The 23249-nt window shown below is 61.6% G+C and carries 25 protein-coding genes; 14 read left to right on the top strand and 11 right to left on the bottom strand.

What is annotated here, in order from left to right; translation table 11 throughout:
* Window positions 1–22: 22 nt before the first annotated feature.
* Window positions 23–1240 (top strand): saccharopine dehydrogenase NADP-binding domain-containing protein, encoded by a 1218-nt coding sequence (locus tag AAF358_01210; protein ID MEM7704137.1) that lies wholly within the window; start codon window positions 23–25, stop codon window positions 1238–1240.
* A 46-nt stretch (window positions 1241–1286) separates the two neighbouring features.
* Here the strand turns inward: AAF358_01210 and AAF358_01205 are convergent, their stop codons facing one another.
* Window positions 1287–1952 carry a hypothetical protein gene (locus AAF358_01205; GenBank protein ID MEM7704136.1) on the bottom strand — a complete coding sequence of 222 codons (666 nt, stop codon included), beginning with the start codon at window positions 1950–1952 and terminating at the stop codon, window positions 1287–1289.
* An 80-nt stretch (window positions 1953–2032) separates the two neighbouring features.
* Window positions 2033–6865 carry a hypothetical protein gene (locus tag AAF358_01200; GenBank protein ID MEM7704135.1) on the bottom strand — a complete coding sequence of 1611 codons (4833 nt, stop codon included), beginning with the start codon at window positions 6863–6865 and terminating at the stop codon, window positions 2033–2035.
* 417 nt (window positions 6866–7282) lie between these two features.
* Between AAF358_01200 and AAF358_01195 the strand changes: the two genes are divergently transcribed.
* Together AAF358_01195 and AAF358_01190 are read left to right on the top strand one after the other, a co-directional pair.
* Window positions 7283–7732 (top strand): universal stress protein, encoded by a 450-nt coding sequence (locus tag AAF358_01195; protein ID MEM7704134.1) that lies wholly within the window; start codon window positions 7283–7285, stop codon window positions 7730–7732.
* Window positions 7729–7956 (top strand): hypothetical protein, encoded by a 228-nt coding sequence (locus tag AAF358_01190; protein ID MEM7704133.1) that lies wholly within the window; start codon window positions 7729–7731, stop codon window positions 7954–7956. Before AAF358_01195 ends, AAF358_01190 begins: the two co-directional genes overlap by 4 nt.
* Window positions 7957–8013: 57 nt before the next feature.
* Here AAF358_01190 and AAF358_01185 read toward each other — a convergent pair whose 3' ends face one another.
* Entirely contained in the window at window positions 8014–8802 is a 789-nt protein-coding gene (locus AAF358_01185; GenBank protein MEM7704132.1) for a hydroxyacylglutathione hydrolase, read from the bottom strand.
* Between the two features lie 214 nt (window positions 8803–9016).
* Here AAF358_01185 and AAF358_01180 point away from each other — a divergent pair, with 214 nt between their 5' ends.
* From AAF358_01180 to AAF358_01170, 3 genes are all read left to right on the top strand, one after another.
* On the top strand, window positions 9017–9382 hold the full coding sequence (locus AAF358_01180; protein MEM7704131.1) for a hypothetical protein: 366 nt from the start codon (window positions 9017–9019) through the stop codon (window positions 9380–9382).
* 2 nt (window positions 9383–9384) lie between these two features.
* On the top strand, window positions 9385–9522 hold the full coding sequence (locus AAF358_01175) for a hypothetical protein (GenBank protein MEM7704130.1): 138 nt from the start codon (window positions 9385–9387) through the stop codon (window positions 9520–9522).
* Between the two features lie 123 nt (window positions 9523–9645).
* Complete coding sequence (locus AAF358_01170) at window positions 9646–10467, top strand: class I SAM-dependent methyltransferase (GenBank protein ID MEM7704129.1); 822 nt, start codon at window positions 9646–9648, stop codon at window positions 10465–10467.
* A 6-nt stretch (window positions 10468–10473) separates the two neighbouring features.
* On the opposite strand, the gene paaZ is transcribed toward AAF358_01170, so the two are convergent.
* Together paaZ and AAF358_01160 are read right to left on the bottom strand one after the other, a co-directional pair.
* Window positions 10474–12525, bottom strand: coding sequence for a phenylacetic acid degradation bifunctional protein PaaZ (paaZ, locus tag AAF358_01165; GenBank protein MEM7704128.1), 2052 nt, complete (start codon window positions 12523–12525; stop codon window positions 10474–10476).
* A gap of 12 nt (window positions 12526–12537) precedes the next feature.
* Window positions 12538–13128 (bottom strand): phenylacetic acid degradation protein PaaY, encoded by a 591-nt coding sequence (locus tag AAF358_01160; GenBank protein ID MEM7704127.1) that lies wholly within the window; start codon window positions 13126–13128, stop codon window positions 12538–12540.
* A gap of 114 nt (window positions 13129–13242) precedes the next feature.
* Between AAF358_01160 and paaA the strand changes: the two genes are divergently transcribed.
* Genes paaA through paaE form a run of 5 tightly spaced genes read left to right on the top strand, consistent with a single transcriptional unit; the run spans window position 13243 to window position 16843 of the window.
* Entirely contained in the window at window positions 13243–14199 is a 957-nt protein-coding gene (paaA, locus tag AAF358_01155) for a 1,2-phenylacetyl-CoA epoxidase subunit PaaA (protein ID MEM7704126.1), read from the top strand.
* Complete coding sequence (gene paaB, locus AAF358_01150) at window positions 14199–14486, top strand: 1,2-phenylacetyl-CoA epoxidase subunit PaaB (GenBank protein MEM7704125.1); 288 nt, start codon at window positions 14199–14201, stop codon at window positions 14484–14486. The genes paaA and paaB overlap by 1 nt, the downstream gene beginning before the upstream one ends.
* Window positions 14486–15250, top strand: coding sequence for a 1,2-phenylacetyl-CoA epoxidase subunit PaaC (gene paaC / locus AAF358_01145; GenBank protein MEM7704124.1), 765 nt, complete (start codon window positions 14486–14488; stop codon window positions 15248–15250). The genes paaB and paaC overlap by 1 nt, the downstream gene beginning before the upstream one ends.
* 19 nt (window positions 15251–15269) lie before the next feature.
* Window positions 15270–15779: a 1,2-phenylacetyl-CoA epoxidase subunit PaaD gene (paaD, locus tag AAF358_01140; protein ID MEM7704123.1), complete on the top strand. Its 510-nt coding sequence runs from the start codon at window positions 15270–15272 to the stop codon at window positions 15777–15779.
* Window positions 15770–16843 (top strand): 1,2-phenylacetyl-CoA epoxidase subunit PaaE, encoded by a 1074-nt coding sequence (gene paaE, locus AAF358_01135; GenBank protein ID MEM7704122.1) that lies wholly within the window; start codon window positions 15770–15772, stop codon window positions 16841–16843. Before paaD ends, paaE begins: the two co-directional genes overlap by 10 nt.
* Window positions 16844–16874: 31 nt before the next feature.
* Here paaE and AAF358_01130 read toward each other — a convergent pair whose 3' ends face one another.
* The 3 genes from AAF358_01130 to AAF358_01120 all read right to left on the bottom strand — a co-directional run bounded on the left by AAF358_01130 (window position 16875) and on the right by AAF358_01120 (window position 18615).
* Window positions 16875–17351, bottom strand: coding sequence for a DUF4112 domain-containing protein (locus AAF358_01130; GenBank protein MEM7704121.1), 477 nt, complete (start codon window positions 17349–17351; stop codon window positions 16875–16877).
* Window positions 17352–17388: 37 nt separating this feature from the next.
* Window positions 17389–18216: a hypothetical protein gene (locus AAF358_01125; protein ID MEM7704120.1), complete on the bottom strand. Its 828-nt coding sequence runs from the start codon at window positions 18214–18216 to the stop codon at window positions 17389–17391.
* Window positions 18217–18294: 78 nt separating this feature from the next.
* Window positions 18295–18615, bottom strand: coding sequence for a DUF2834 domain-containing protein (locus AAF358_01120; GenBank protein MEM7704119.1), 321 nt, complete (start codon window positions 18613–18615; stop codon window positions 18295–18297).
* A 158-nt stretch (window positions 18616–18773) separates the two neighbouring features.
* Between AAF358_01120 and AAF358_01115 the strand changes: the two genes are divergently transcribed.
* Genes AAF358_01115 through AAF358_01105 form a run of 3 tightly spaced genes read left to right on the top strand, consistent with a single transcriptional unit; the run spans window position 18774 to window position 20869 of the window.
* On the top strand, window positions 18774–19604 hold the full coding sequence (locus AAF358_01115) for a helix-turn-helix transcriptional regulator (protein ID MEM7704118.1): 831 nt from the start codon (window positions 18774–18776) through the stop codon (window positions 19602–19604).
* Between the two features lie 27 nt (window positions 19605–19631).
* Window positions 19632–20513: an endonuclease/exonuclease/phosphatase family protein gene (locus AAF358_01110; GenBank protein ID MEM7704117.1), complete on the top strand. Its 882-nt coding sequence runs from the start codon at window positions 19632–19634 to the stop codon at window positions 20511–20513.
* A 17-nt stretch (window positions 20514–20530) separates the two neighbouring features.
* A complete protein-coding gene (locus AAF358_01105; GenBank protein MEM7704116.1) occupies window positions 20531–20869 on the top strand; it encodes a DUF5329 family protein in 339 nt (112 codons plus the stop codon).
* A gap of 110 nt (window positions 20870–20979) precedes the next feature.
* Here the strand turns inward: AAF358_01105 and AAF358_01100 are convergent, their stop codons facing one another.
* The 3 genes from AAF358_01100 to AAF358_01090 form a co-directional block, all read right to left on the bottom strand.
* The gene (locus tag AAF358_01100; GenBank protein ID MEM7704115.1) at window positions 20980–21507 is read right to left on the bottom strand and encodes a hypothetical protein; all 528 of its coding nucleotides are present in this window, start codon (window positions 21505–21507) and stop codon (window positions 20980–20982) included.
* Window positions 21508–21538: 31 nt separating this feature from the next.
* Window positions 21539–21931, bottom strand: coding sequence for a hypothetical protein (locus AAF358_01095; GenBank protein MEM7704114.1), 393 nt, complete (start codon window positions 21929–21931; stop codon window positions 21539–21541).
* A gap of 145 nt (window positions 21932–22076) precedes the next feature.
* On the bottom strand, window positions 22077–23243 hold the full coding sequence (locus AAF358_01090) for an FAD-dependent monooxygenase (protein ID MEM7704113.1): 1167 nt from the start codon (window positions 23241–23243) through the stop codon (window positions 22077–22079).
* Window positions 23244–23249 lie beyond the last annotated feature (6 nt).

The following is a 23249-nucleotide window of genomic DNA, read 5'->3' as shown; positions in this document are numbered from 1 at the left end:
CGAAAGTGACGAGGCGCGCCTCATGGATAAGCCCTATGACCTTGTGCTGCTGGGAGCCACCGGCTTCACCGGGCAACTCGTGGCCGAGTACCTCAACGAGCGCTATGGCCTCGGTGGCGACCTCCGCTGGGCCGTGGCGGGGCGCAGCAGCGCCAAGCTCGACGAGCTCAAAAAATCACTGGGTGCTGACGAGCTGCCCACGCTGACCGCCGACAGCGGCGATCGTCAGTCCCTCGACGAGCTTTGCCAGGCAACCCGCGTGGTCTGCACTACCGTCGGCCCTTACGCCAAATACGGTGACGACCTGGTGGCAGCCTGCGCCGCCAGCGGCACTCACTACTGTGACCTGACCGGTGAGCCGCAGTGGATTCGGCGCATGATCGACGCTAACGAGGCTGCCGCTCAGGAGTCGGGTGCGGTCATCGTGCACTCCTGTGGCTTTGATTCGATTCCGTCCGATCTTGGCGTGTATTTTCTGCAGGAAGCGGCATCCGAGCGAAACGGCCAGCCGTGCGATCAGGTGAAATTCCGTCTCAAGGCAGCCAAAGGCGGCGCCAGCGGCGGCACCGCCGCCAGCCTGATGAACGCCGTCTCTGAGGCCCGCGCTGACCGTGACACGGCCCGCGCTCTGGTCAATCCCTACAGCCTTTATCCGCGAGACGAGGAGCGGGGACGCGACGGCAGGGATCAAAACGGCCTGAAGTTCGATCCGGACGTCCCCGGCTGGACAGGCCCGTTTGTTATGGCGGGCATCAACACCAAAATTGTTCGGCGCGGCAACGCGGTGGCCGGCTTTCCGTACGGCCGAGACTTTCGCTACGACGAAGCGGTGATCGTCGGGCGGGGCCTGGGCGGCTGGATGAAGGGCGCCGCGTTAACCGCAGGCATGAGCGGTCTGATGATTGGCGCCGCTATCCCACCCAGCCGCTGGGTGCTGGAGCGATTTGTGTTGCCAGACCCCGGTGAAGGCCCCAATGAGCACGAACGCACCCATGGCTTTTTCAATATTGTGCTGATCGGAAAAAACGACGGCGAGGTTTCGATTCGGGTTCGGGTGAAAGGCGACCGGGATCCCGGCTACGGTTCGACCAGCAAAATGCTGGGCGAGGCCGCGGTGTGCCTGGCGAAAGACGAGGTGGTGACCGAAGGGGGTTTCTGGACACCTGCTTCCGCCATGGGCGCCCCGCTCCTGGCGCGCCTCCAGGCTAACGCCGGTCTGACGTTTGAGGTCGAGGCATAACCATGATTGGCAGGGCTGACACCAAGCGGTCGGCCCACCTGAGACGTCAGTCAGCCAGCGCCAGCACCTGCAGGAGGAGCTGGTTGTAGTACTCCCCGGCATAGCGATGCCCCGACAAGGCCTCCACGCTCGCCCTAACCGACGCGGCATCGGGCTGCTGACAGGTCGCGAAGGTATCCATTTTCTGGTGAGCCGCCACGCTAACCGTGGCGGCAAAATGGGCCTGCGCGCGGGCTTTTTCCCAAAAATCGAGCGCGAGGCATGGGTCCGCAGCGCCGGTGGCCGCGCCCGACAACGCCAAAAGCCCGGCGACAAATTGGGCCTGCTCGTGCCCGCCGTCTGCAGCGGCCTTCACGCTGGTATAGCCCGCTTCCGCCTGGCCGGCATAGAACTGAGAGCGACCCAGGTAGTAGGTCAGGCGAGGCTGGTCCGGATACAGCGCAGCGTCGCGGCGGCAGGTGGCGATCGCCGAGTCTAGGTGTTTCATCACCTCAGCCGTCTTCAGCCCTTCGGTGATCTTGTCCGGATCTGAGGGATGGGCGGCCAGCAGGTCACAGCCTGTCGGAACCGGCGCCCCTTCTCCGTCAGGCGCTTCTGCGGCGACGCCAGGATTGCTCAACACGCTCAGCGCGAGAATGAGCAGACTTAAGCAAAAAGCTCGGTTGCGAGATCCGTCGAAACGAAGAGGTCCAGAGCGCGACTGCTGATTCATGGGGACGACCCTATCGGTGATATCACTGAGATCATCTCAACCCAAGGCCGGACCCGCAACGCAACATTCCGCTCGTGGACCTATTCAAAGCCGCTTCGGAAGACCCCGCCTTGATCCAGAAACAGACTGGCCGAACCGGCAAACTGGGCCGTGTTTGGCGAGCCGATTGCGATCCGGCCGTCCGCGATCGACACGGATGTGCCGAAGCCGGTCTGGCCGGTCTTGCCGCGCAGCGTCCCTCCCTCCTGCTTCGTTTGGCGGTTGTAGCGATGGACAATTCCGGCAGCGATCAGCTCCGCCACCGACTTGGGCGCGCCGACCACGATACCGGTGGGGTCGATGGCCACCGATCTTCCAAACTCGCCGTCTGGCTGCGGCTCCTCAGGCTGGAGACGATCGGTTTCCTGGAACACCTCACCCTGGCGGCCAAACAGATAGGCAGCACCAATCCGGCTTTGCCCGCTGGTCTCCATCGGCGCGCCTACGATCACCGTACCGTCAGCACCGACGTCCACCGACGCACCAAACTCTGCACCGTCATCCGAGTTGGAGCCCGTAGCGGTGGCAACCTGCGTAGCCGCCCCGCGAACCACGTCAAAGATGCTCGCGGACCCCGAGGTGGTGCCGGGATCGTTGGGCTTGGCGCGCGGGGAGCCAACCGCCATGGTTCGACCGCGGATGGCAACCGCCTGACCAAAGCGCGCGGCCGTGTTGCGGTTGGCCGGTTTAACCTTGTTGGTCCGGTTAAAGCTCGCACCGCGATTGTTTCGGTTAAACAGGTAGGCGGCGCCCGAGGGGGTGGTTTCGTCTTCCCCGTCTTCCGGTGCGCCAACCACCACCGTATCGCCGCTGATGGCCACCGCCGAGCCGAAGCGATCTCCGGCGGTCGATGAGGGTGCGGTGAGCGGCTCCTTGAAGCTGAACCCGCCGTTGGCCGCCCGCTGAAAAATGGCGGCCGCAAGGGCGCCGGCAATCTTTTGGGTGGCCGGCTCGCCGCCGTCGGTGCCCACCACAATGGTGTCGCCGCTGACCGCCAGCGTCGATCCAAAGCCACTGGCGCTAAAGCCGTCAGGCACCGGCAGCATGGCGTCAAGCACCGCCTCACCACCCTCAACGAGGTAGATCGCAATGGCGCCTTCACCGCCGTTCATGCCGGGTAAACCCACCACCAGCACGTTGCCGTCGACGTCAACCACGCTGCCGAACGCGTCTCCGGGCAGCAGAGGTACCGGCGGCGGCACGTCGGTCAGGGTGTCGCCCGGCTCGGTGTCGCTGAGCGCTTCCAGCACTACGGAACCACCGACGTCGGTGACGCTGAAGTCGGCGCCAGGCTGGAGTCCGGAGATCGTAAAGTCGGCAATGTCGAGGGAGCCGAGCAGACCGGAACTTGTGACGATCACAAACTGATCGCCCAGCGCCGGGGCAAAGCCACCCCCAAACCGCACGTCAAAACCGCCGTCCGTCGTGACCATACCGGACACGTTAACCACGTCGTGTTGACTGAGCCCGTCGATCTCGATCACCGTCGTGGAGCCGGGCTGCAGGTCCAGATCCCCGGTAATGGTCAGGACGCCAACATCCTCACCCGGGTCGACCGTACCTGCGACGTTGAAGCTCGTTGAATCCAGAGTGCCCGTGCCGCCGATGATGCCGTCAGCCGGTACGTTTAGTGCCTGGCTGAAACTGATGCTCGCGCCGTCGCGCACCTGAAACGCGCCGGACGCAAAAGTCACCGGCCCGGTCAGATCGAGCGTGCCGGCGTCAGCGACGACCAGCCCTCCCTCGTTGGCCAAGGTTGCGTTAATGGCAGCCGTTCCGCTGGACTGACTTTTCCTCAGCTCACCGCGATTGGTGATCAGCCCGCTCGAGCTGTTGACAATTCCGCCGTCAGCTATGAGTTCGTAAACGCCGCTGGCGGCATTGACGAGGCCGTTACCAAACAGATTGACCGGACCAGACCCGTCATGAACGATTCGGCCCTGGTTTTGCAGCTGACCCGAAATGGTTTTCGGATCAGCGGTGCTCAGATTAAGCTGGCCAATGTTCTGAACAGCGCCGTCCACCAGAGTACCCCCCTCCCACTGGAGCAGATCGCCGGGGAAGTCGAGTCGGGCCCTCACGGCGGAAACGCCGCTGCCGAAGGTGCCGTCGAGTCTACTGCCTGGCACCAGCCGGATTCGGCCGTTGCCAACGCCTCTATGGAGCTTTGGCGTGCTGAGGGAGTTGTCAGAAGTCAGCGTAAGCGTATTGGTGATCATCAGCTCAGCACCAGTCGCGACGGAATACACGGTGTCGTCAAACTGGAGCGGTCCGTCGAACTGCAGGGAGCCCGACAGCACCTCAACGAGCCCTCCAGACTCTCCGTTAATCGATACGTTGATCGCTGATACGCCGGCGCCGCCGCTCTTTCGAAGCGTGCCCCGATTGGTGATGATGCCTCCGGATGAATTGACGATATCTGCGTCAGAAACCAGGTCGTAGATGCCGCTCACCTGGTTCACCAGCGCGTTGCCGACAAGGTTCAGCTGCCCCGCGCCGCTGTGCACGATTAGGCTGCTGTTGATCAGCTGGCCAGAAATCGACTTGGTGTCAGCCCCACTGAGGTTGATCTGATTCAGGTTTTCGATGGCACCGTCGATCACCGAACCACCCTCCCACTGCAGCATGGCCCCTGGGAAATCGAGCTGTGCCCGGATGCCTGCCACGCCACTGCCGGCGGTGCCGTCGAGCGAGCTGCCAGACAGCAGGCGCACCGTGCCACCGCCACTTCCCGTGTGAACGGGAGGCGAATCGGTTCGGTTGGTTGACGTGAGGAGCAGGCTGCTGCCGCTACCGAAAACCAGCTCAGCGTCGGTGTCGACGACGTAGGCGGTGTCGTCAAAGGTGGCCAGCGCGTCAAACTGGAGCGTGCCGCTTTGCACCTCGACGCGCTGGCCCGCTTCGCCGTTCACCTGCACACTGATATTGGAAGTATCCAGTCCGCCGGATTTGCGCAGGATGCCGCGGTTGGTGATCCTGCCGCTAGACGCGTTCACAATGTCGGCATCTGAAACCAGGTTGTAGATGCCGTTGGTTTCGTTTACCAACCCGTTGCCCACAATGTTCAGCGGTCCGTCGTCGCGGTGTTCGATCAGGGTCGTGTTGATGAGCTGACCCGAAAGCGATTTTGGAGCTGACGTGCTGAGCGTGATGCGCCCGATATTTTCGATCGCTCCGTCGATCAGCGACCCGCCTTCCCATTGCAACATCTCATCGGGAAAATTTAGCCTTGCCCGTATGCCGGCGACGCCGCTGCCGTTAGCTCCGTCCAGCACGCTGCCGGGCAGCAGACGCACGCGGCCGTCGCCGCTGCCGGTGTGAGTTTTGGGAGGGTTGGTGCTGTTGTCCGAGGTCAGGACCAGCGTACTGGCGCCGCTGAACAGCAGCTCGGCGTTGTCCGCGACGTCGTAGTCGGTGTCGTCCATGGTTAGGGTCGAATCAAACTGCAAGGACCCCGTCTGCACCTCGATCCGATTCCCGGATTCACCGTTGACCGCCACACCGATCGTTGACACTCCGGTGCCGCCGGCCTTCCGCAGGATGCCGCGGTTGGTGAAAGTGCCACTCGACTGATTAACGAGTGCCGCGTCAGAGACCAATTCATAGATCGCGCCGGCCTGGTTCACCACGGCATTGCCAATCAGATTCAGCTGACCGGTATCACCATGTACAACCAGTCCGCTGTTCACCAGCTGACCGCTGATAAACTTAATTTCTGTCCCGCTAAGGTTTAGCTGATTGATATTCTCAATGGCGCCGTCGACCAGGCTACCGCCTTCCCACTGCAGCAGCTCGCCAGGAAAGTTGAGCTGGGCCCGGATACCCGACACGCCGCTGCCGTTGGCTCCATCGAGCGTACTCCCCGGCAGCAGCCTTACCCGGCCAGCCCCGCTGCCCGTGTGGACCTTCGCCGGATTGTTCGAGTTGTCCGAGGTCAGCACCAGGCTACTGCCGCTGCTGAACAACAGCTCGGCGCCGGCAGCAACGTCATAAACCGTATCGTCAAAGGTCAGGTCGGAGGTGAACTGCAGCGAGCCCGACTGTACCTCGACCCGTCCCCCTGCCTCGCCGGTCACCGACACGCTGATATTCGACGTTCCCGCTCCTGCCGACTTGCGTAGGATTCCCCGATTGACGAGGATGCCGCCGGATTGGTTGAGGATATTGCCGTCTGCAACGAAGTTGTAGACCCCGCCGGGCCCGTTTTGCAGGGCAAAGCCTAGCAGCCGCAGATCGCCGCTATCCCCGTGAACCAATGTACCGCTGTTGATCAGCCGGCCGAAAATAGACTTCAGGTCCGATCCAGCAAGATTTAGCTGCCCGAGGTTTTCCACCGGGCCGTCAATGATGGTACCCCCCTGCCACTGAAAAAGTGTGCCCGGATAGTTCAACTGCGCAAGCACCCCCGCCTGGACACCGGAGCCGAAAGTCCCGTCGAGGGTAGCCCCGGGCAAGAGGAAGATCTGGCCTGCCCCGCTGCCCTGGTGCAGGCGCGGCGGGCTGCTCTGGTTGTTGTCGGTCAGCAGGAACGTGCCCTGCAGGTTGAGCGCGGTGCTCGCACCCAGCGTCAACGAGCTGCCGATCCAGGTGCCGCCGTTGGTCACGTCGAGCGTCAGCTCATTAGCGATGTTGAGCGCGCCAGGCTCCAGGAAATTGAGCCCCTGTACCGTCACGGTGCTGCCCTGGGCAATGCCGCTGTCCAGACTGATAGCGTGACCCAGCTGCGCCGTTTCGGTTGTCAGCGGGGGCGTATCGCCCACCCAGACCACGCCGGGAAACCACTCCCCGTCCTGATCGGTAGCTAGCTGACCTAACGCATGCTGAGAGATAAGCAGCGTCGCAAGCGCTGCAAAGAAAAGCTGTTTCTTGACCACCGGCAGACCCCTTTTGCCTCAGGTATCAGTAGTTGAAGCGTATTTGCTCCACATTCAGGCTCACGCTGACCGGCCTGGGCGACGAAATTCGACGACTGATCCCCCAAAGCAGGTGACTTTTGGCCACCGGCTGTCTGAACTATAGCGCAAACCTCAGACCGAGGAGCTGCCCAGGCGCTTTGGTCGCCGCTTCGAAGGGCTCAGCTTCGTCATCTAAAGGGTCTGAGGAATTCAGGAGAAACCCCTAGCAAACTAGTGGTCTGGACGGACTGCGCGGCAAACCCACCGTTGCTAGGCTGAGGGACGCTGGTTGAAACCGCTGTCGGATCGATGCGGTTTCCTGGGACAAAACCCTCCAGCGACTATCCCGCGGCCTCTAAGACCGCGGTCCCATTGCCCAGAACCGGAGAACAACCGATGGCAAAGCGCGTAGCGAGATCCGTCATTATTGTGGGTTATGACGGCAGCGAGGCGAGCTTGAAGGCAGTCCATTTCGCCAAAATCCTGGCCAGGCGCCACGACGCGGACATGCACCTATTGCACGTGATCGACTGGTCACCCTTTGAGTACTACACGCTGGAAGAAACCGCGGCGCAGGCGCGGGAGCGCAAAGCGCAGATCCGCGAAGATCGCGAGTCGTTATTTCCGCCGGTGGTGGCGGACATCGAAAAGGCTGACATTGCCGCCAGCTCGGAAGTGGTTTTTGGCAACCCACCTCAGGTTGTCGCCAGAACCGCGAAGAAAATGAACGCCCTGATGGTGGTGGTCGGTCGTCGCGGCACCTCTCGGCTTCGCCGACTGCTCATGGGCAGCGTGGCGAGCTCGGTTGCCAATCACGCTGAATGCCCGGTTGTGGTGGTCCCATGAGCAAAAATCCTCAAACAGCCACCCGGGAGCAGCTAGAGCAGCGTCGTGACGAGCTGAGCCAACGCTGTGACGCCATTCGCCAAGACTATCGGCGCGGCTTGTCTGCTGACTCGGGGGAGAGAGCACTGGAGCTGGAGAACCGGGAAACGCTGGACGAGATTCTGCGCGTCACCGAAATCAATCTGGCCGAGGTCGAAAAACAGCTTCGGGAATTCGACGCTTGAGCCCCAGGTAACTTCAGGGGTATCCCTGGGCGTTTCTAATCGCCCACGAGAGCCGAGCTACCAGCTGTTGCGAAGCTCCCGGAGCTTGAGGAACACACTTTTTGGATCTGGGTTCTCTGGCAGATCAGAGAACTTTTCGCGCAGCCCGGCAATTACGCTGGGGCTGCGCAGCCGAAAAAACGTGTTGACCTCTCGTTCGAGCGCCAGCGTGGTGATCAGCGGCTGATTCGGATCCTGATCCTGGGTTTGCCCTAAGAGCTTAGCGGCGCGACTGTTGTCCGGTTCCCGGTCGAGGGTGAACTGCAGGTTGTTGTTGATGTAGTCGTGACCTGGGTAGATCCGGGTGTTGTCCGGGAGCCGATCCAGCTGCTGAACAAAGGTCTGGTAGAGCTCCTCAGGATGGCCACCGTTGTGGCAGTTGCCGGCGCCCGCGTTAAACAGGGTATCGCCACAAAACAGCGCCGGCTGGTCGCTGTCGGACAGCAAACAAATGTGGCTCATTGTATGACCCGGCGTGTCCAGCGCGCGCAGCGTCACCTTCCCGACCTGCACCGTATCGCCTGCCAGAAGCCCGCGATCCATATCAGGAATCCGGTCCTTGGCGTTCACGTGCGCCAGAATTTTCGCACCGGTAGCAGCCTGGACAGGACCGTTGCCACCAATATGGTCGCCATGCTCGTGGGTATTGAGGATCTGAGTGATCTTCCAACCGTTTGCCGTTGCCGCTGCGAGGCACTTGCGGTAATCCAGCGGGTCGATCGCCAGCGCCTCGCCGCTGTCCGGGCAGACAACGAGATAGTTGAAGTTTCGGTAGGCGTTCCCAGTCCAGATCTGCTGAACAATCATCAACTCATCCTTTTCGCTGACGGCGTCAGCGCTGGCCTAGCTTAACCGATCGGCCGCTCGGATCACGACGATTTCCACGAATGGTCCAAGCTGACAAAGGGCGAATCCCTGACCGCAGCGGACCGGTTGTTACACAAGCAAACAAATGTGGCTGCCAGGTCAACGAATGTCGCAGGCTATGGCGCCTAACCCACAGGGCTGGAAGAATTGTGTCATGACAAACTTGCTTGGTAACAGAATGTATTCAGTCACCCGCTATGTCGCCGCCGCGGCGGCGTTTGTGGCGCTCAACATGGCTACCGTTGTTCAGACCGTGCCGGAGATCGAGGCCGAGGTGATGCGTCAGGCAGACGCTGTCATCGGCCCGGTGAAACACATGGTGGTCACGGTGGATGGCCGCGACATCACGCTGCGGGGCAAAATTCGATCGCCCGCGCCCGGCGCCATTACGCCGACGGTATTTGAGATTCTCACCTTGCTCGACGGCATGCCCGCCATCGATGAGGTGGACGCTCAGGTTGAGCTTTTGACTGAAGACGAAAACGCTGCAGGGACCGCAGCCACGCTGATAAGGACTTAACGATGTTGTATCTTGCCGGACAGATTTCCGCTTCACTGCTCGCCGCCGCCCTGCTGGGCGCCTTTGTTGGATGGACGCTGCGGGGCGACCTGACTCAACCCGCGCGCTCGGTGGGAGAGGATCGCCCGAGCAGCGATTGATGGCCAACGCTCCCCTGTCGTCGGGAGCGATCTTCCTAATCAACCGACAGCGCTGACTCAGTTAGCGCTGACTCAGTGCACTAGTGTCCCAGCCGCCGCGCGATTACAGTTGGCGTTACGACCGTGACGACGCGAACAGGGATGGGGAAGCAAGAGTATCCAGGGGCGTCTTACCCAGCAGCGCTCCTTGAAGGGCATACCGACGCCAACTACCTGCAGGAACACGGCCCGCGCTTTCTGGTCACCCACCAGCTCGCGCAACAGAACTGGCGCTGGCCAACCGCGGCAGTGCTGGATATTGGAGCGCACTGGCTCCATCAGGCGGTGCTTTACGCGGCTGATGGCCACCAGGTCACCGCCGTCGATCGTCAGGGCACAGTGTCCGATCCCGGCGTGCAGGCCACCGCGCAGCGGCACAACATTGCGCTGCTGGAAAACGCTGAACTCGCTGAGCCCATCGGCTTGAACTCGCTTGTTGACGACTCGATCGACGTCGTGTTGTTTTGCGAGGTGCTAGAACATCTGACCTTCAACCCCGTCAACCTCTGGCGCGCGATCTATCGGGTGCTTAAACCCGGCGGCAGGATCATCCTGACCACACCCAACTATTACGCGGCGGGATCGCTGGTGCGAGGCGCATGGCGCCAGCTGAGGCTGCGCGGTGCCGGCGCAAACGTCCAGGAGATCATCGGGGTCCCTACCAGCGGGCCTCACTGGAAGGAGTACTCACAGCCGGAGCTCGTCGAGTATTTTCGCCTGCTGTCGGGCGATTTTGTCGTCGGCAAGGCCCGTTACGTGCATTTCGTCAACGGCCGCTCGCCGGCCTGGAAACAGCGCCTGGCGGCGGCGCCAGGCAGGGTGCTGCCGCTGCTGCGCAACAGCCTCTATCTGGAGATCGATCTGCCCGCCAAGGTGGCGGGCATCTGCGGTGATCCCTCCTGGTAGCTAGCACTAGGGGTGACGCTCCACGAGCGTCAGAATATCGTAGAGCGCCACCGGGTCATCGTTCTGATTGGTGACCTCAACCGCCCACCGAACGACACCCTGCGGCGTGTCTTCCGGCTCCCGCTGCTCCTTCTTGATCTTCTGCTTCACCGTGATCTTCACCTGAATGGTGTCGCCGATACCCACGGGCTCGATGAAGCGCAGGTTATCCAGCCCGTAGTTAGCCAGCACCGGACCGGGGGCCGGATCGACGAACATGCCGGCGGCCGCGGAAATGACAAAATATCCGTGGGCCACGCGCTTGCCGAAGATCGGCGAGGCTTTTGCCGCAGCGTCGTCGAAATGCGCATAGAAGTGGTCTCCGGACAGGCAACCGAAGTTGACGATGTCCGCCTCGGTCACGGTCCGCCGGTGCGTGGTCAGCGACTCGCCGATTTCCAGGTCGTCGAAGATCTTGCGGAACGGGTGCACCGGATCAGTTTTGACCTCAGCGCCGGGCACGTATTCGTTGGTGATCCGCATCAGGGTGGTCGGCGAGCCCTGCAGCGCTGTCCGGCGCAGATAGTGTTTGATCGCCCGAGCACCGCCGAGCTCTTCGCCACCGCCGGCACGTCCCGGCCCCCCGTGGATCAGGGTGGGCATCGGCGAACCATGGCCGGTAGAGGCAGCGGCACAGTCGCGATTGAGGATCAGAATCCGGCCATGATGGGCTGCGGTTCCCAGCACCAGGTCCCGAGCCTCCCGATCGTCGAAGGCGAATACCGAACCCACCAGCGACCCGCGTCCTCGGCGCGCAATCTCCACCGCTTCTGCCACGGAACCGTAGGGCATCAGCGTGCTGACCGGCCCAAACGGCTCGACCGCATGAGGGCCCTCTTCAGTCTCCAGCGGCTTAGCGCAAGCCAGCAGCGTTGCCGGGAAAAAGGCGCCGGCCTCGGGATCGGCGTCCTTTACGGCAAACGCCTGCTCACCGCCGTGGAGCACTTCACACCCCGACCCGGTCAGTGCGCGGACCGCCTCCCATACGTCCTGCCGCTGATCGGTACCGACCAGCGGGCCCATTCGCACACCTTCAGCTGCCGGGTTGCCGAGCACGGCCTTGTCCAACCGCTTGGCCAGCGCCTGCTGCACCGCGTCGATCCGGCTGGCCGGCACAATCGCGCGCCGGATCGCCGTACATTTCTGACCCGCCTTGACCGTCATCTCGCGGGCCACCTCTTTTACGAACAGGTCAAACTCCGGCGAATCGGGCTGCACCGTTTCACCCAGGATGCAGCAGTTCAGCGAGTCCGCTTCCATGTTGAAGGGAATCGAGCGCGCAACCAGGTTCGGGTGCGTGCGTAGCTTCGCACCGGTGCTGGCCGACCCGGTGAAGGTGACAACGTCCTGCTCCTGAAGCTGACCGAGCAAGTCGCCGGTACTCCCGCAGATGAGCTGAATCGCCCCTTCCGGCAGCAGGCCGGACGCGACGATCTCCTGCACCATCGTTTCGGTCAGGTATGAGGTCACGGTGGCCGGCTTGACGATCACCGGCATGCCGGCCGCCAGGGATGGGGCTATTTTTTCCAGCATGCCCCAGCAAGGGAAGTTGAAAGCGTTGATGTGCACCGCAACGCCCTCGCGCGGGCTGAGCATATGGCGACCGACAAAGCTGCCGTCGCGAGACAGCGGCTCCACGCCGCCCTCAACCATGACCGTGTCGTTGGGAAACTCGCGGCGGACGATCGAGGAGTAAGCAAACAGCGTCCCGATACCGCCTTCGATATCGATCCAGCCGTCAGCGCGGGTGGCGCCGGTCCAGGCGGAAACCTCATAGAACTTCTCTTTGCGCTCCATGAGGAATTTGGCCAGCGCCTTCAGCGCTAAGGCGCGATCGTGAAAAGTCATCGCACGCAGGTTTGCGCCGCCGACATCACGGCCGTAGCGCGCAACTTCCGCAAAATCGATGCCGCTTGAAGAGACCTCAGCGACCGGCTCACCGGTTACGGCGTTGCGGACGGTGACGCCGTCATCATCACTGCGGTGCCAGCCGCCGGTCACGTAACTTGCTAGCTTCATGGGTCGCTCTCCTTAAGAGGGTTTGAACTGGTAGCGGGAAATATCCATGCGGGGTCGGTCCGGTTCAGCTTCCGCCAACGGCGCAACCTCCTGCAGATCGGTCAAAGACAGTTTTGCCAGGCCTTGATACTCGACGGTGCCCGCGGTTTTCCAGGCGCGTTCCTTCGAACTCAACTCGCGCACGACGCGAGCTGGCGTGCCGACCGCCAGATGTCCGTCGGGCAGGTGGAATTTGGCGGGAACAAACGCGCACGCCGCTACAAACGCACCGGCGCCGATTACCGCTTCGTCCATCACAACGGCGTTCATGCCAACCAGCGCATCCTCGCCCACGGTACACCCGTGCAGGACCGCTCCGTGCCCGATGTGACCGTTGCGCTTGATGACCACATCCTGCTCGGGAAAAGCGTGCATCACGCAGGTGTCCTGCACGTTGCAACCCGGACCGAGAATGACGCGGCCAAAGTCGCCGCGAAGGCTGGCACAAGGGCCAACGTAAACGTCTTCATCCACGAGCACGTCGCCGATCAGCACCGCGGTGGGATGAACAAACGCCCTGGGGTGAACCACCGGCGTTAAGCCGTTAAATCGATAAACGGGCATCGTTTTTTCCTGTAAATCGGAGGTTTGGCCACGAGAAAAGCAATATGATACAGAAAGTTTTGATTTTTGGAATTTTTTGTATCATATTAGTGGTTCGTTCAACGTGTGATTGCTATGAAGACCCACAACTCGTCCATCGAACACCTGACGGCGGAATTTGACGCGCGCATCGCGGAAGACGCCAAAATTGAACCCAAAGACTGGATGCCAGCGGCCTACCGGAAAACCCTGATCCGGCAGATCAGCCAGCACGCTCACTCAGAGGTGATCGGCATGCAGCCTGAAGGCAACTGGATCACCCGTGCACCCAGCCTGCGCCGCAAGGCGGTACTGATGGCCAAGGTGCAGGACGAGGCGGGGCACGGTCTTTATCTTTACAGCGCCGCTGAAACCCTCGGCATGAGTCGCGACCAGATGATCGCTGACCTGCAGAGCGGCAAAGCCAAGTACTCCAGTATCTTTAATTACCCGACGCTGTCCTGGGCGGATATCGGTGCCATCGGCTGGCTGGTCGACGGCGCGGCGATCATGAACCAGGTCATGCTGTGCCGCTGCTCCTACGGGCCTTACTCCCGCGGCATGGTGCGTATCTGTAAAGAAGAGAGCTTCCACCAACGCCAGGGTTTCGAAATCATGCTGACCCTCGCTCAAGGAAACGAAGAGCAGAAGGCGATGGCGCAGGATGCGCTCAACCGGTGGTGGTGGCCGTCGCTGATGATGTTTGGTCCGCCGGATTCCGAGTCGGCCAATACGGAACAGTCCATGGCGTGGAAAATCAAGCGCCAGACCAACGATGAGCTGCGCCAGCGTTTCGTGGACCAGACCACGCCGCAGGCCGACTACCTTGGCTTGACCATTCCCGATCCGGAGCTCCGGTGGGATGCGGACGCCGGACACTATCAATTCGGTGAACTGGACTGGGACGAATTTTGGCGGGTGGTGAAAGGCAACGGGATCTGCAATCGAGACCGGATCCGCCAGCACGTCAAAGCTCATGAAGACGGTGCCTGGGTGCGCGAAGCAGCGCAGGCCCACGCCGAGCGTAAAGCTGCTGCCACGGAGGCTGCGTAATGACGGACAACAAACTCCCCCTATTCGAAGTTTTTATCCGCTCGCGCCGCGGTTTGGACCACAAACATGTCGGCAGCCTGCATGCGCAGGACCACGAGGCGGCGCTGGGCTACGCGCGCGACGTCTACACGCGTCGCAACGAAGGCGTCAGCATCTGGGTCGTGAAATCCGAGGACATTGTTGCCAGCCAGGAGCACGAAGCAGAGTCGTTCTACGACCCGATGGACGACAAAGTCTATCGCCACGCCTCGTTTTACGAAGTCCCCGATGAAGTGAAACACATGTAATGGACGGCCAAAGCCAACAAGACCTGTTTGAGTATGTGCTCAGGCTCGGCGACGATGCCCTGACGCTGGGGCACCGTATCTCTGAGTGGACAGCGCACGCGCCCTTCCTGGAGGAAGACATTGCCCTCGGCAATATCGGCCTCGACTTTGTGGGCCGCGCGCGCTTGCTGCTGACCTACGCCGGCGAGGTGGAAAACCTCGGCCGGGACGAAGATCAGCTTGCCTACCTGCGCGATATACGCCAGTACCGAAACCTCCTGATCTGCGAGCTGCCGATCGGCAACTTTGCTGACACCATGGCAAGGCAGCTCCTGGTCGACGCTTTTGAGCTGCCCTATTTCCAGGCATTGAGCCAAAGCGCTGACAGAACGCTTGCCGGAATCGCAGGGAAAGCGGTGAAGGAAGCGCAATACCACTTGAGACATTCCTCGGGCTGGGTCATTCGACTGGGTGACGGCACCGAAGAGTCGCACGGCAAGATGGCTGATGCGCTCAGCAAGGTCTGGGGCTACGGCCCGGAAATGTTCATCACCGACGAGCTGGAGCAGCGTCTGGTGGACGCCGGCATTGCCGTCCAGCGCGAAGAGCTTCGGCAAGGCTGGGAAACTCAGCTGGAAAAGGTCCTCGCGGAGGCAACGCTTGCCGTGCCCGACGTGTCTTGGCAGGTTGACGGCGGCCGCCGCGGCGAGCACACCGAGTATCTTGGGCACATGCTCGCCGAGATGCAGTTCATGCAGCGAGCCTACCCCGGCCTACAGTGGTAACGAGGTTGGGTCCCGCATGATGAGTTCTGAGGCAATCAGCCAACCCGTCGACGACTACGCTGCGCTCAAGTTGCGTCTGAGCGAGCTTTGTGACCCGGAGATTCCCGTTCTTACGCTCGAAGACCTCGGGATCATTCGGGGCGTCTCCCGCGACGGCAACGACGTTGTGGTCACGATCACGCCGACCTACAGCGGCTGCCCGGCGATGGACGCCATTGAGAGTGAAGTGCAGCAGGTGCTAGATGCCAGCCCGCTCAACGGGACCGTCGAAACCGTGTTTGACCCGCCGTGGACCACCGACTGGCTGTCAGAAGACGGGCGCCGGAAACTCAAGGAATACGGCATCGCGCCGCCGGCTGGCACCACCAGCAAGCGGGCGCTGCTGGGAGACTACAGCGAAGCGGTCCACTGCCCCCGCTGCGACAGCACCAATACCCGGGTGATCAGCCAGTTTGGCTCTACCGCCTGCAAAGCGCTCTACCAGTGTCAGAGCTGCCTCGAACCCTTCGATTATTTCAAATGTCACTAAGCACGCAGTTCTACCCACTCACGGTCGCCGCGGTCGACGCCGACACCGACGACTCGGTGTGCGTCTCCTTCGACGTTCCACCGGAGCTGGACGATACCTTTCATTTCACGCAGGGCCAGCACCTGACCATCCGCAAGGAGCTCGACGGCGAAGAGCTGCGGCGCAATTACTCGCTCTGCACCCCGGTCGGGGATCGGCTGACCGTCGCCATTCGCAAAGTGAGCGACGGACGCTTTTCCAGCTGGGCCAACGAGTCGCTACAAGCCGGCGAGGTGCTCGACGTGATGCCGCCGCAAGGGCGTTTTTTCACCGAGCTGGACGAGACCCAGGAAAAACACTACCTGGCGCTCGCTGCGGGCAGCGGCATCACGCCGATTGCTTCGCTCATCGCCACCACGCTGGCGACCGAGCCAGCCAGCCGTTTCACCCTGGTTTACGGTAATCGGCGAACCAGCTCAATCATGCTGCGCCAGCAGCTTGAGCACCTGAAGAACCGCTATCCCGATCGTCTGCAGCTGCTCCACGTGTTGAGCCGCGAATCTCGAGATGCGGAGCTATTCAACGGTCGCGTAGACCCCGACAAGCTGGCGCTGCTCTCGCAGCACCTGATTGATCTTGACCGCGTCGACGAGGTGTTCCTCTGCGGTCCAGAAAGCATGATTCTCAGTTTGAAGTCCTGGCTGGAAACGAACTCATCGATTGGATCTGCTCATATCCACATTGAGTTGTTTGGCACCGAATCCGGCCGCGCGGCCGCGGCCGGGCCGGTGGAGGCCGGTCCGAGCCGCAAGGTGAGCATCATCGCTGACCGCCGCCGCATGGAGCTGGACGTGCCGTCCGCCGGAACGTCCATCCTGGATGCTGCCCTCGAGGCTGGTGCTGACCTCCCATTTGCCTGCAAAGGGGGGGTCTGCTGTACCTGCCGCGCCAAGCTGGTCAAAGGCGAGGTCACCATGGACGTGAACTACGCCCTGGAGCCCGCGGAGGTGGAAGCGGGGTTCATCCTGACCTGCCAGGCACATCCCGTCACCGACGAGGTAGTCGTCGACTTCGATCAGGTTTAACGATTCCCTGACCCTTCCTGGGTGTGGCTCATCAGAACAGGCTAAACAGCAGCCAGACGGGGAGCAGCAGCAAGCCTAGCGCCATCATCACCAACGCCAGGGGAATCATCACACCCAGCACCCGCTGCCAAACCGTTGGTGGCAGCGGCTCCCGTTCCAGCTGTTCAAGCAAGAGCGTCACGTTCCGATGGTTTGCTTTGTACTGCAGGTCCAGCAGGTCGCCGACCAGCGGCACCAACCCCAGCACCCCGTCGAGCAGCAGGTGCCAAACCATGGTGAGCCGAGCTCGCAGCGGTAAATCGAAGCGGTAAGACCACCAGACGATCAGACTGCCCAGCACCAGGCTGGCGGCGTCACCGACACCCGGCAGCAAACCGATGATGCCGTCGAGGCCAAACCGGATCCGGGTCCCGGGAATGGCGATTGCGTGATCCAGCAGCCAGGCGAGACGCCGCACGCGCGTTAACGTTTGCTCATGGGCAGGAGTCAGCTGAGAGGATCCGGACATCGGCTAAGGCTAGCCAGCCCGGACTGAACGAACAACTTTATTCGAAGCCGGAGAAAAAGATGAGCCCAGGCGGCTGGCCAAGCAAGGTTACGTCGATAACCGCTTCGCCTTGGCTGACTGGCCCAATGTTCACTGGACCGAGCGACTCAAGCCCGTCGGCAAAAAAGTCGAGGATCACCGCATCATCCTGGAGTGTTAACAATTCGAAGACGCCAGAATCCGGCGCACTGAACGTGATCTCATTCTCGTCAGAATAAACGTACGCGCCGGGCACAACGCGACCGTTCCGCACGTCTTGCACGCGACCAACAACGGATATCGAGAGGATACAATTAACTTCACTCGTGATCCGGTATTCGAATCGATAGTTCAGGGAACCGGAATTGCTGCAAGAACGGACTCGATAGTAGGTCGGGAACTCGTCTCGGAAGATTGAGGTTTCAAAAGTGATCGCCGTATCCCCAACCGGCGCGCCAGCGCACGACTGCAGAACCGTGGGAGCTTGGCTCGGATTTAGGATCAGGTCTCGTCTGAAGGCGAGAATCTCGACACGCAGGTTATTCCGGGCGAAATTGTCTTCGGCAAGAACTCTAACCTCGACCTCGACCGGGCAAGTCTGAAACTGGTCTCGGAAGAACACCTGCCAATCAAGGTCACCTGATCCGTCGAGCTGCCGACCGAGAATCCGCCATCCCTCTACGGGATCAAAACTTCCAACGTCCTCGATAAAGTCCGGCTGACCGCCATCCATGCTCGCACCGAGAAACGCCTGTGCGTCATCAGGTTCAAAGGGATCTGACTGAGCCTGGCACACACCCAAGGCGAATAAACATAGGGCAGCCGATGCGGGCAGAGCGACGTTCACCGCTCCACCCTGCCAGCCAATTACGCTCGGTGACCAGCAAACGAACGTTAATTCCGGGCATTCCGCGAGCGAAGACGTTTAGCTCTGCGCGGGCTCGCCGGCCTGCACTGGCCCGGTCGAAGGCGCCAGCAGCAGGTAGAGCAGCGGCCCGAAGGAGCCCAGGCACAGCGTCGCCACGACAAACGGCCAGACGTTGCGGCCGTTTCGGCGAGCGTCGACAAACATCCAGACCATCACCAGCAGAAGCGCGATCACCAGATCGGTAAAGACCTGCCAGCCTGCCGGGCTGCCGCCCTGATAGGCCACCACGCCCACGTAGCCCACTTGCTGAACCGCATAGACCGTCAGCGCGGTGAACGGTACCAGGAGGATCAGGCAAAACCATTTGATGGGAGTCATTGTTGTTCCTCTGAATTGTGATGCCTCATGATTGGTTTTACCCGACGCCCTCGCAATGACCTCACAGGTCATTGCCGGTCCGACGTCCAGGTCGCTATGCTCAGGCACTTGCAAAGGAGTGTGCTGCGACTCACGAGTCGATTGCCCCGGGAGTGTCCGTGTCCATACCACAGCAAGATCTTCAGTCCGGCTCTTTCGGCGCCAGGCTTCGCGGCTGGCGCAATCTGCGGCGGCTGTCACAGCTCGACTTGAGCCTGAGCGCCAACGTGTCTCAGCGGCACCTGAGCTGGCTGGAAACAGGCCGCAGTCAGCCCAGTCGGGCCATGGTGATCCAGCTGGCCGAAGCCCTGGACGTACCGCTGCGCGAACGCAATCAGCTACTCGGCGCCGCCGGATTTGCGGAGGTCTACCAGCAGCGAGGGCTTAATGAATCACATATGCGGTCGGTCAGCGACGCGCTGAGCCGCATCCTGGATCAGCAGATGCCGTACCCCGGGCTAGTCGTCGACCGGGAGTGGAATTTGGTGATGACCAACCGCTGTCTCGACTTGCTGCTCGGTGCAGCGGGCGGCGACAACCTCAAGAACGCGGCGCTCGCGCCTGACGGTCGACTCAACATCGCCCTCATGACGCTTCATCCACAGGGCTTGCGGCCACTCATCAGCAACTGGAGCACGGCAGCTCGCGCTTTTGTTCAGCGCCTTCGCCAGGACCTGGCGCAGACCGGAGACCAGGAGCTGCGCCAACGTCTGGAACAGCTCATCGCGCTTGCGGGCGAAATCCCCGAACCCACGGTGGATACCGCGCCGCTGCTGCCCATGCTGACCTTGGACCTGAACGTTGGAGGCGCTGCCCTGAAACTGTTCAGCGTCATTTCCACCTTCGGCACGCCGCAGGATGTGACCATGGATGAGCTGAGGATCGAATCGTTTTTTCCGGCCGACGAGGTCAGTGACCGTTTGCTGCGCGAGCTTTGCGGCGAGAGCTGACGCTGGCCGGGGTATACTCCGGCCCGCATGACCTTTTCCCTCAAAACACTTCGACTGCGGCGCACGCATCGTTACGCCGTTGTGACGATTCTGGCGCTGATGATGCAGGGCTGCGCGTCCGTGGCGACGCAAGACGCGCGCCTCTCGGTTCACTCACCTACCGCACTGCTGACCGAGTACGCGGGTGCCTGCCGCACAGGCTGGGCGTCGTCACCCAGGCTGCCTGCAGCCTCCCTCGACCCGGATCGGATCACGCTGCTGAACTGGAACATCAGGAAAGGCAGCAGCGCCAGCTGGCGACAGCAGCTTGAGGCGCTGGGTGGCGACGCTGATCTCATTACACTCCAGGAAGCGCCATTAGCGAGCCCCGGCTGGCAAGACATCACGTCAAACCATTACCACGCCTTTGCACCAGGCTGGCAGTCGCGCAAGACGCCAACCGGCGTGATGACGCTGAGCGATGCTGCCCACCTTGTGCAGTGCAATCTGCAGGCACGAGAACCCTGGCTGCGCTCCCCGAAAGCCACGCTGGCAACCGAGTACGCCCTCACTGGAAAGCCGGAGTCGCTGCTGGTAGTCAACGTACATATCGTCAATTTTTCGTTGGGGTTGTCAGCGTTTGACCGGCAGCTCCAGCAGATCAGCACCATCGTCTCGCAACATCGGGGCCCCATCATTCTGACGGGCGACTTCAACACCTGGCGCCACGCGCGCATGGAGCGCGTGCGCTCGCTGGTTGCCGGTCACAAGCTTCAGCCGGTCGCGTTTCGTACCGATGTACGCAAGCGCTTTCTGGGCCGGCCGCTGGATCATGTCTACGTACGTGGTCTGCAGGTCATTGAGGCGACCACCACTCAGACTAAAGCGTCTGACCACAATCCGATGCAGGTATGGCTGTCCGCTTACTGATCGCTCTGGCTTTGACGGTGGTGTGGCCCGCGGCCGCAGTCGCCGAAGCCTCGATCGCGGCGAACGAGATCGAACAGCTGATTGGAGCCGTCGGCAAAAGCGACTGTCGCTTCGTGCGCAACGGCAAAGAGCACGCTGCCGAAGCCGCCGAGGCCCACCTGCGACTCAAATACCGGCGCGGGCGCCGCTACGCAACGTCGGCTGAAAAGTTTATTGATCGGCTGGCCAGCAAGAGCTCCCTGAGCCGCAAGCCTTATCTCATGAAGTGCCCAAACGAGGCCGCCATCGCGTCCGGTGACTGGCTGCATGCCCGGCTTGCCGAGTTCCGCGCGGCTCATGCCGAAGCAGATCGCTAGGGTCGCGCGGGGGTTGGAAAAAGCGTAGCGCTGAGCAGTTAGGCGGAAAAAGTAACGCGCGGCAATAAGGGCTTTGCTGTGACCCCGATGACCAAAGGTCTGTCCAAGCGCTAGACCTTCTCCCGCAGGCCCGCTTCCCGCAGCCACCGCAGCAGCCTCGACCAGGCCGGCGCCTTCACCATCAGCGAGACGCCCACCAGTACCTGAAAGAGATCACCAAACATTGACCAGGTACTGCGAATGTCCAGCTCCGTGTTGTTCTGGGCCAAAGCGACGAGATTCCAGGTCGAATACCATACTCCCCGCAGACCGATGACGGTCAGATAGATACCCAGGAGTGACAGGAGAAACGCTTCGGTGATCACCGGGTTGCTGGTGTCGTTGTCTTCACCGGTAGTTGCTTGCCTAACGACACTGCCGCCAAGTTTCCAGGTCAACACCGCCAACGAGACAAGCACGAAAAACGATGTCGCGCCGAGCAACCAGTAAAGCGGAGTTTCGTAGCCCCCAGCGGCGACTCGGCCCTGGATCAACCAAGTCAGTGAGTTGGTCACAAAGGGAATCGCCTGAATGGCGTTGACCAGGATGTAGATTGAGAAAACCTTGAGCGCAACCGCCGTTATCTCTCTAGGTTTCACGTTCGCTTTAGCCTCGTTTCAGATCGCTGGGTCAGTCCAGCACGCCACCGACTGACGCCACATAAAGAACAACCGGATTAAAGGCCAAAGTCAACACAATAAACGGCCAAAAGCCGGTTAGAGCCAGAGGCGAGGTGCAGAAACTCACCGTCACGAGAAAGGCCTGCGCAGCGCTCAGCTTCCAGGCGGTAAATCGATGCAGCATTCCGCAGACCACCAAAATCACGCCGGCAGCCCCCATCGCCACAAACGGGGCCAGCAGGTAGGCGTTTAAGGGGTTCGAATCGGCATTGCCTGGCGTCAGCGCGTCCAGCCAGATTACCAGGCTTGCAAACGCGCCGGCGAGAATCATCGAACCCACAATCGCGCCGGCTAGTACACCGACTACGGAAAACTTCGGCACGGCTTCTTCCAGCAAATTCATGGCGTCAGCCGCCCGCGTGCTGGAAAGCAGACTACGGATATCGTTTCACTCGTCATAAGCCCTTCTTGGCAAAATCAGTGACTTACCGAATAGGACAGACAATCGGGAGAATGGTGCCGCGCAGGCACGGGAGAGTCGGTGGGCTTTACCCTTTGGCCAGGGCGGGCGGTCGCCAGCCAAACAGCTTGCCGGTTTGCATCGCCTGATCGTTGCTGAACAGCGAAGCGCTCGGGTTGGGGCTCGCAAAACGTTCGCCGGCCGCTCGCGACTCCAGGAGCACCCAGTTCGCGCGCTCCAGCCGGGCCGCCTGGTAAGCGGCAAGCGCCCGATCCGGATCAGCGTGTTGACCCAGCGCATGGATGAGCTCAGCGGCATCCTCCAGCGCCATCGACGCCCCCTGGCCAAGAAACGGGAGCATGGGGTGCGCGGCATCGCCAAGCAGCGCCACCCGCGGCGTATGCCAGCGCGACAGCGGGTCGCGGTCGAACAGCGCCCATTTGTAGCAGCCGTCAGCCGGGAGGGCGTCGATCACCGTTTGTACGGTTGGGTGGAAATCCTGGTAGGCCTGCCGGATCTCCGCGACCTCCGCGCGCTGCCGCCAGCCTTCTTCGGTCCAGTCGCTGTCTCCGGCGAACATCGCACAATTCAGCTGCGTGTTGTCGGCGAGTGGATAGAAGACGAAGTTGCGTTGGGGCCCGATCCAGACGTTGGAGCGAGGCGCCTGATACGACTCGGGCAAATCCGTCATCGGAATCAGAGCCCGCCATGCGATGTATCGGGTAAAGCGGGCCGGCACCTCACCCACCATCGAGCCGCGAAGGACCGAGCGAAGACCGTCCGCTCCAATCAACACCTCAGCCTCCTGATCGGGCTGCCCGGCAAAGTGCAGCGTCGCGTAGCCGCGGTGTTCGCTGTATCCCGTCACCCGGTGCCCGGTGTGGATACAGTCCGGGTCCAACGCATGGATCGTCTCAGCCAGCAGGTCGTAGAGGGAGGAGCGAGGCGTTTGATAGTAGTAGTCGCCGAAGTGCTCACGGACGGCTTCACCGTAGGGTGTGGTAGAAAGCAGGTCCCCGCTGCGGCCATCGTGGACGCGCCCGTCCTGCGGCAGGTTCGACAACGCCAAAATCTGGTCACGCAGGCCGAGCTCATTGAGCACCGCGGCAGCGTTGGGCGCTATCGACAGCCCCGCGCCAAACTCGCCTGGATCCGGCGACTGCTCGAAGACCCTGACCCGGTGCCCCGCTTTCAGGAGACCGCAGGCTGCGGTCAGCCCTCCGATGCCGCCGCCGGCAATCGCAATATCGTGCACGAGCGA

This window comes from Pseudomonadota bacterium, from assembly GCA_039033415.1.
Taxonomy (GTDB): domain Bacteria; phylum Pseudomonadota; class Gammaproteobacteria; order Xanthomonadales; family SZUA-38; genus JANQOZ01.
Note: the sequence above shows the minus strand (reverse complement) of the source record. Positions and strands in the feature narration are given on the sequence as shown.

Bases quoted from the DNA above. Each gene is read 5' to 3' on its own strand.
- AAF358_01210 (MEM7704137.1), top strand. From the start codon at position 23: ATGGATAAGCCCTATGACCTTGTGCTGCTGGGAGCCACCGGCTTCACC.
- AAF358_01205 (MEM7704136.1), bottom strand. From the start codon at position 1,952: ATGAATCAGCAGTCGCGCTCTGGACCTCTTCGTTTCGACGGATCTCGC.
- AAF358_01195 (MEM7704134.1), top strand. From the start codon at position 7,283: ATGGCAAAGCGCGTAGCGAGATCCGTCATTATTGTGGGTTATGACGGC.
- AAF358_01190 (MEM7704133.1), top strand. From the start codon at position 7,729: ATGAGCAAAAATCCTCAAACAGCCACCCGGGAGCAGCTAGAGCAGCGT.
- AAF358_01185 (MEM7704132.1), bottom strand. From the start codon at position 8,802: ATGATTGTTCAGCAGATCTGGACTGGGAACGCCTACCGAAACTTCAAC.
- AAF358_01180 (MEM7704131.1), top strand. From the start codon at position 9,017: ATGACAAACTTGCTTGGTAACAGAATGTATTCAGTCACCCGCTATGTC.
- AAF358_01175 (MEM7704130.1), top strand. From the start codon at position 9,385: ATGTTGTATCTTGCCGGACAGATTTCCGCTTCACTGCTCGCCGCCGCC.
- paaZ (MEM7704128.1), bottom strand. From the start codon at position 12,525: ATGAAGCTAGCAAGTTACGTGACCGGCGGCTGGCACCGCAGTGATGAT.
- AAF358_01160 (MEM7704127.1), bottom strand. From the start codon at position 13,128: ATGCCCGTTTATCGATTTAACGGCTTAACGCCGGTGGTTCACCCCAGG.
- paaA (MEM7704126.1), top strand. From the start codon at position 13,243: ATGAAGACCCACAACTCGTCCATCGAACACCTGACGGCGGAATTTGAC.
- paaB (MEM7704125.1), top strand. From the start codon at position 14,199: ATGACGGACAACAAACTCCCCCTATTCGAAGTTTTTATCCGCTCGCGC.
- paaC (MEM7704124.1), top strand. From the start codon at position 14,486: ATGGACGGCCAAAGCCAACAAGACCTGTTTGAGTATGTGCTCAGGCTC.
- paaD (MEM7704123.1), top strand. From the start codon at position 15,270: ATGAGTTCTGAGGCAATCAGCCAACCCGTCGACGACTACGCTGCGCTC.
- paaE (MEM7704122.1), top strand. From the start codon at position 15,770: ATGTCACTAAGCACGCAGTTCTACCCACTCACGGTCGCCGCGGTCGAC.
- AAF358_01130 (MEM7704121.1), bottom strand. From the start codon at position 17,351: ATGTCCGGATCCTCTCAGCTGACTCCTGCCCATGAGCAAACGTTAACG.
- AAF358_01120 (MEM7704119.1), bottom strand. From the start codon at position 18,615: ATGACTCCCATCAAATGGTTTTGCCTGATCCTCCTGGTACCGTTCACC.
- AAF358_01110 (MEM7704117.1), top strand. From the start codon at position 19,632: ATGACCTTTTCCCTCAAAACACTTCGACTGCGGCGCACGCATCGTTAC.
- AAF358_01095 (MEM7704114.1), bottom strand. From the start codon at position 21,931: ATGAATTTGCTGGAAGAAGCCGTGCCGAAGTTTTCCGTAGTCGGTGTA.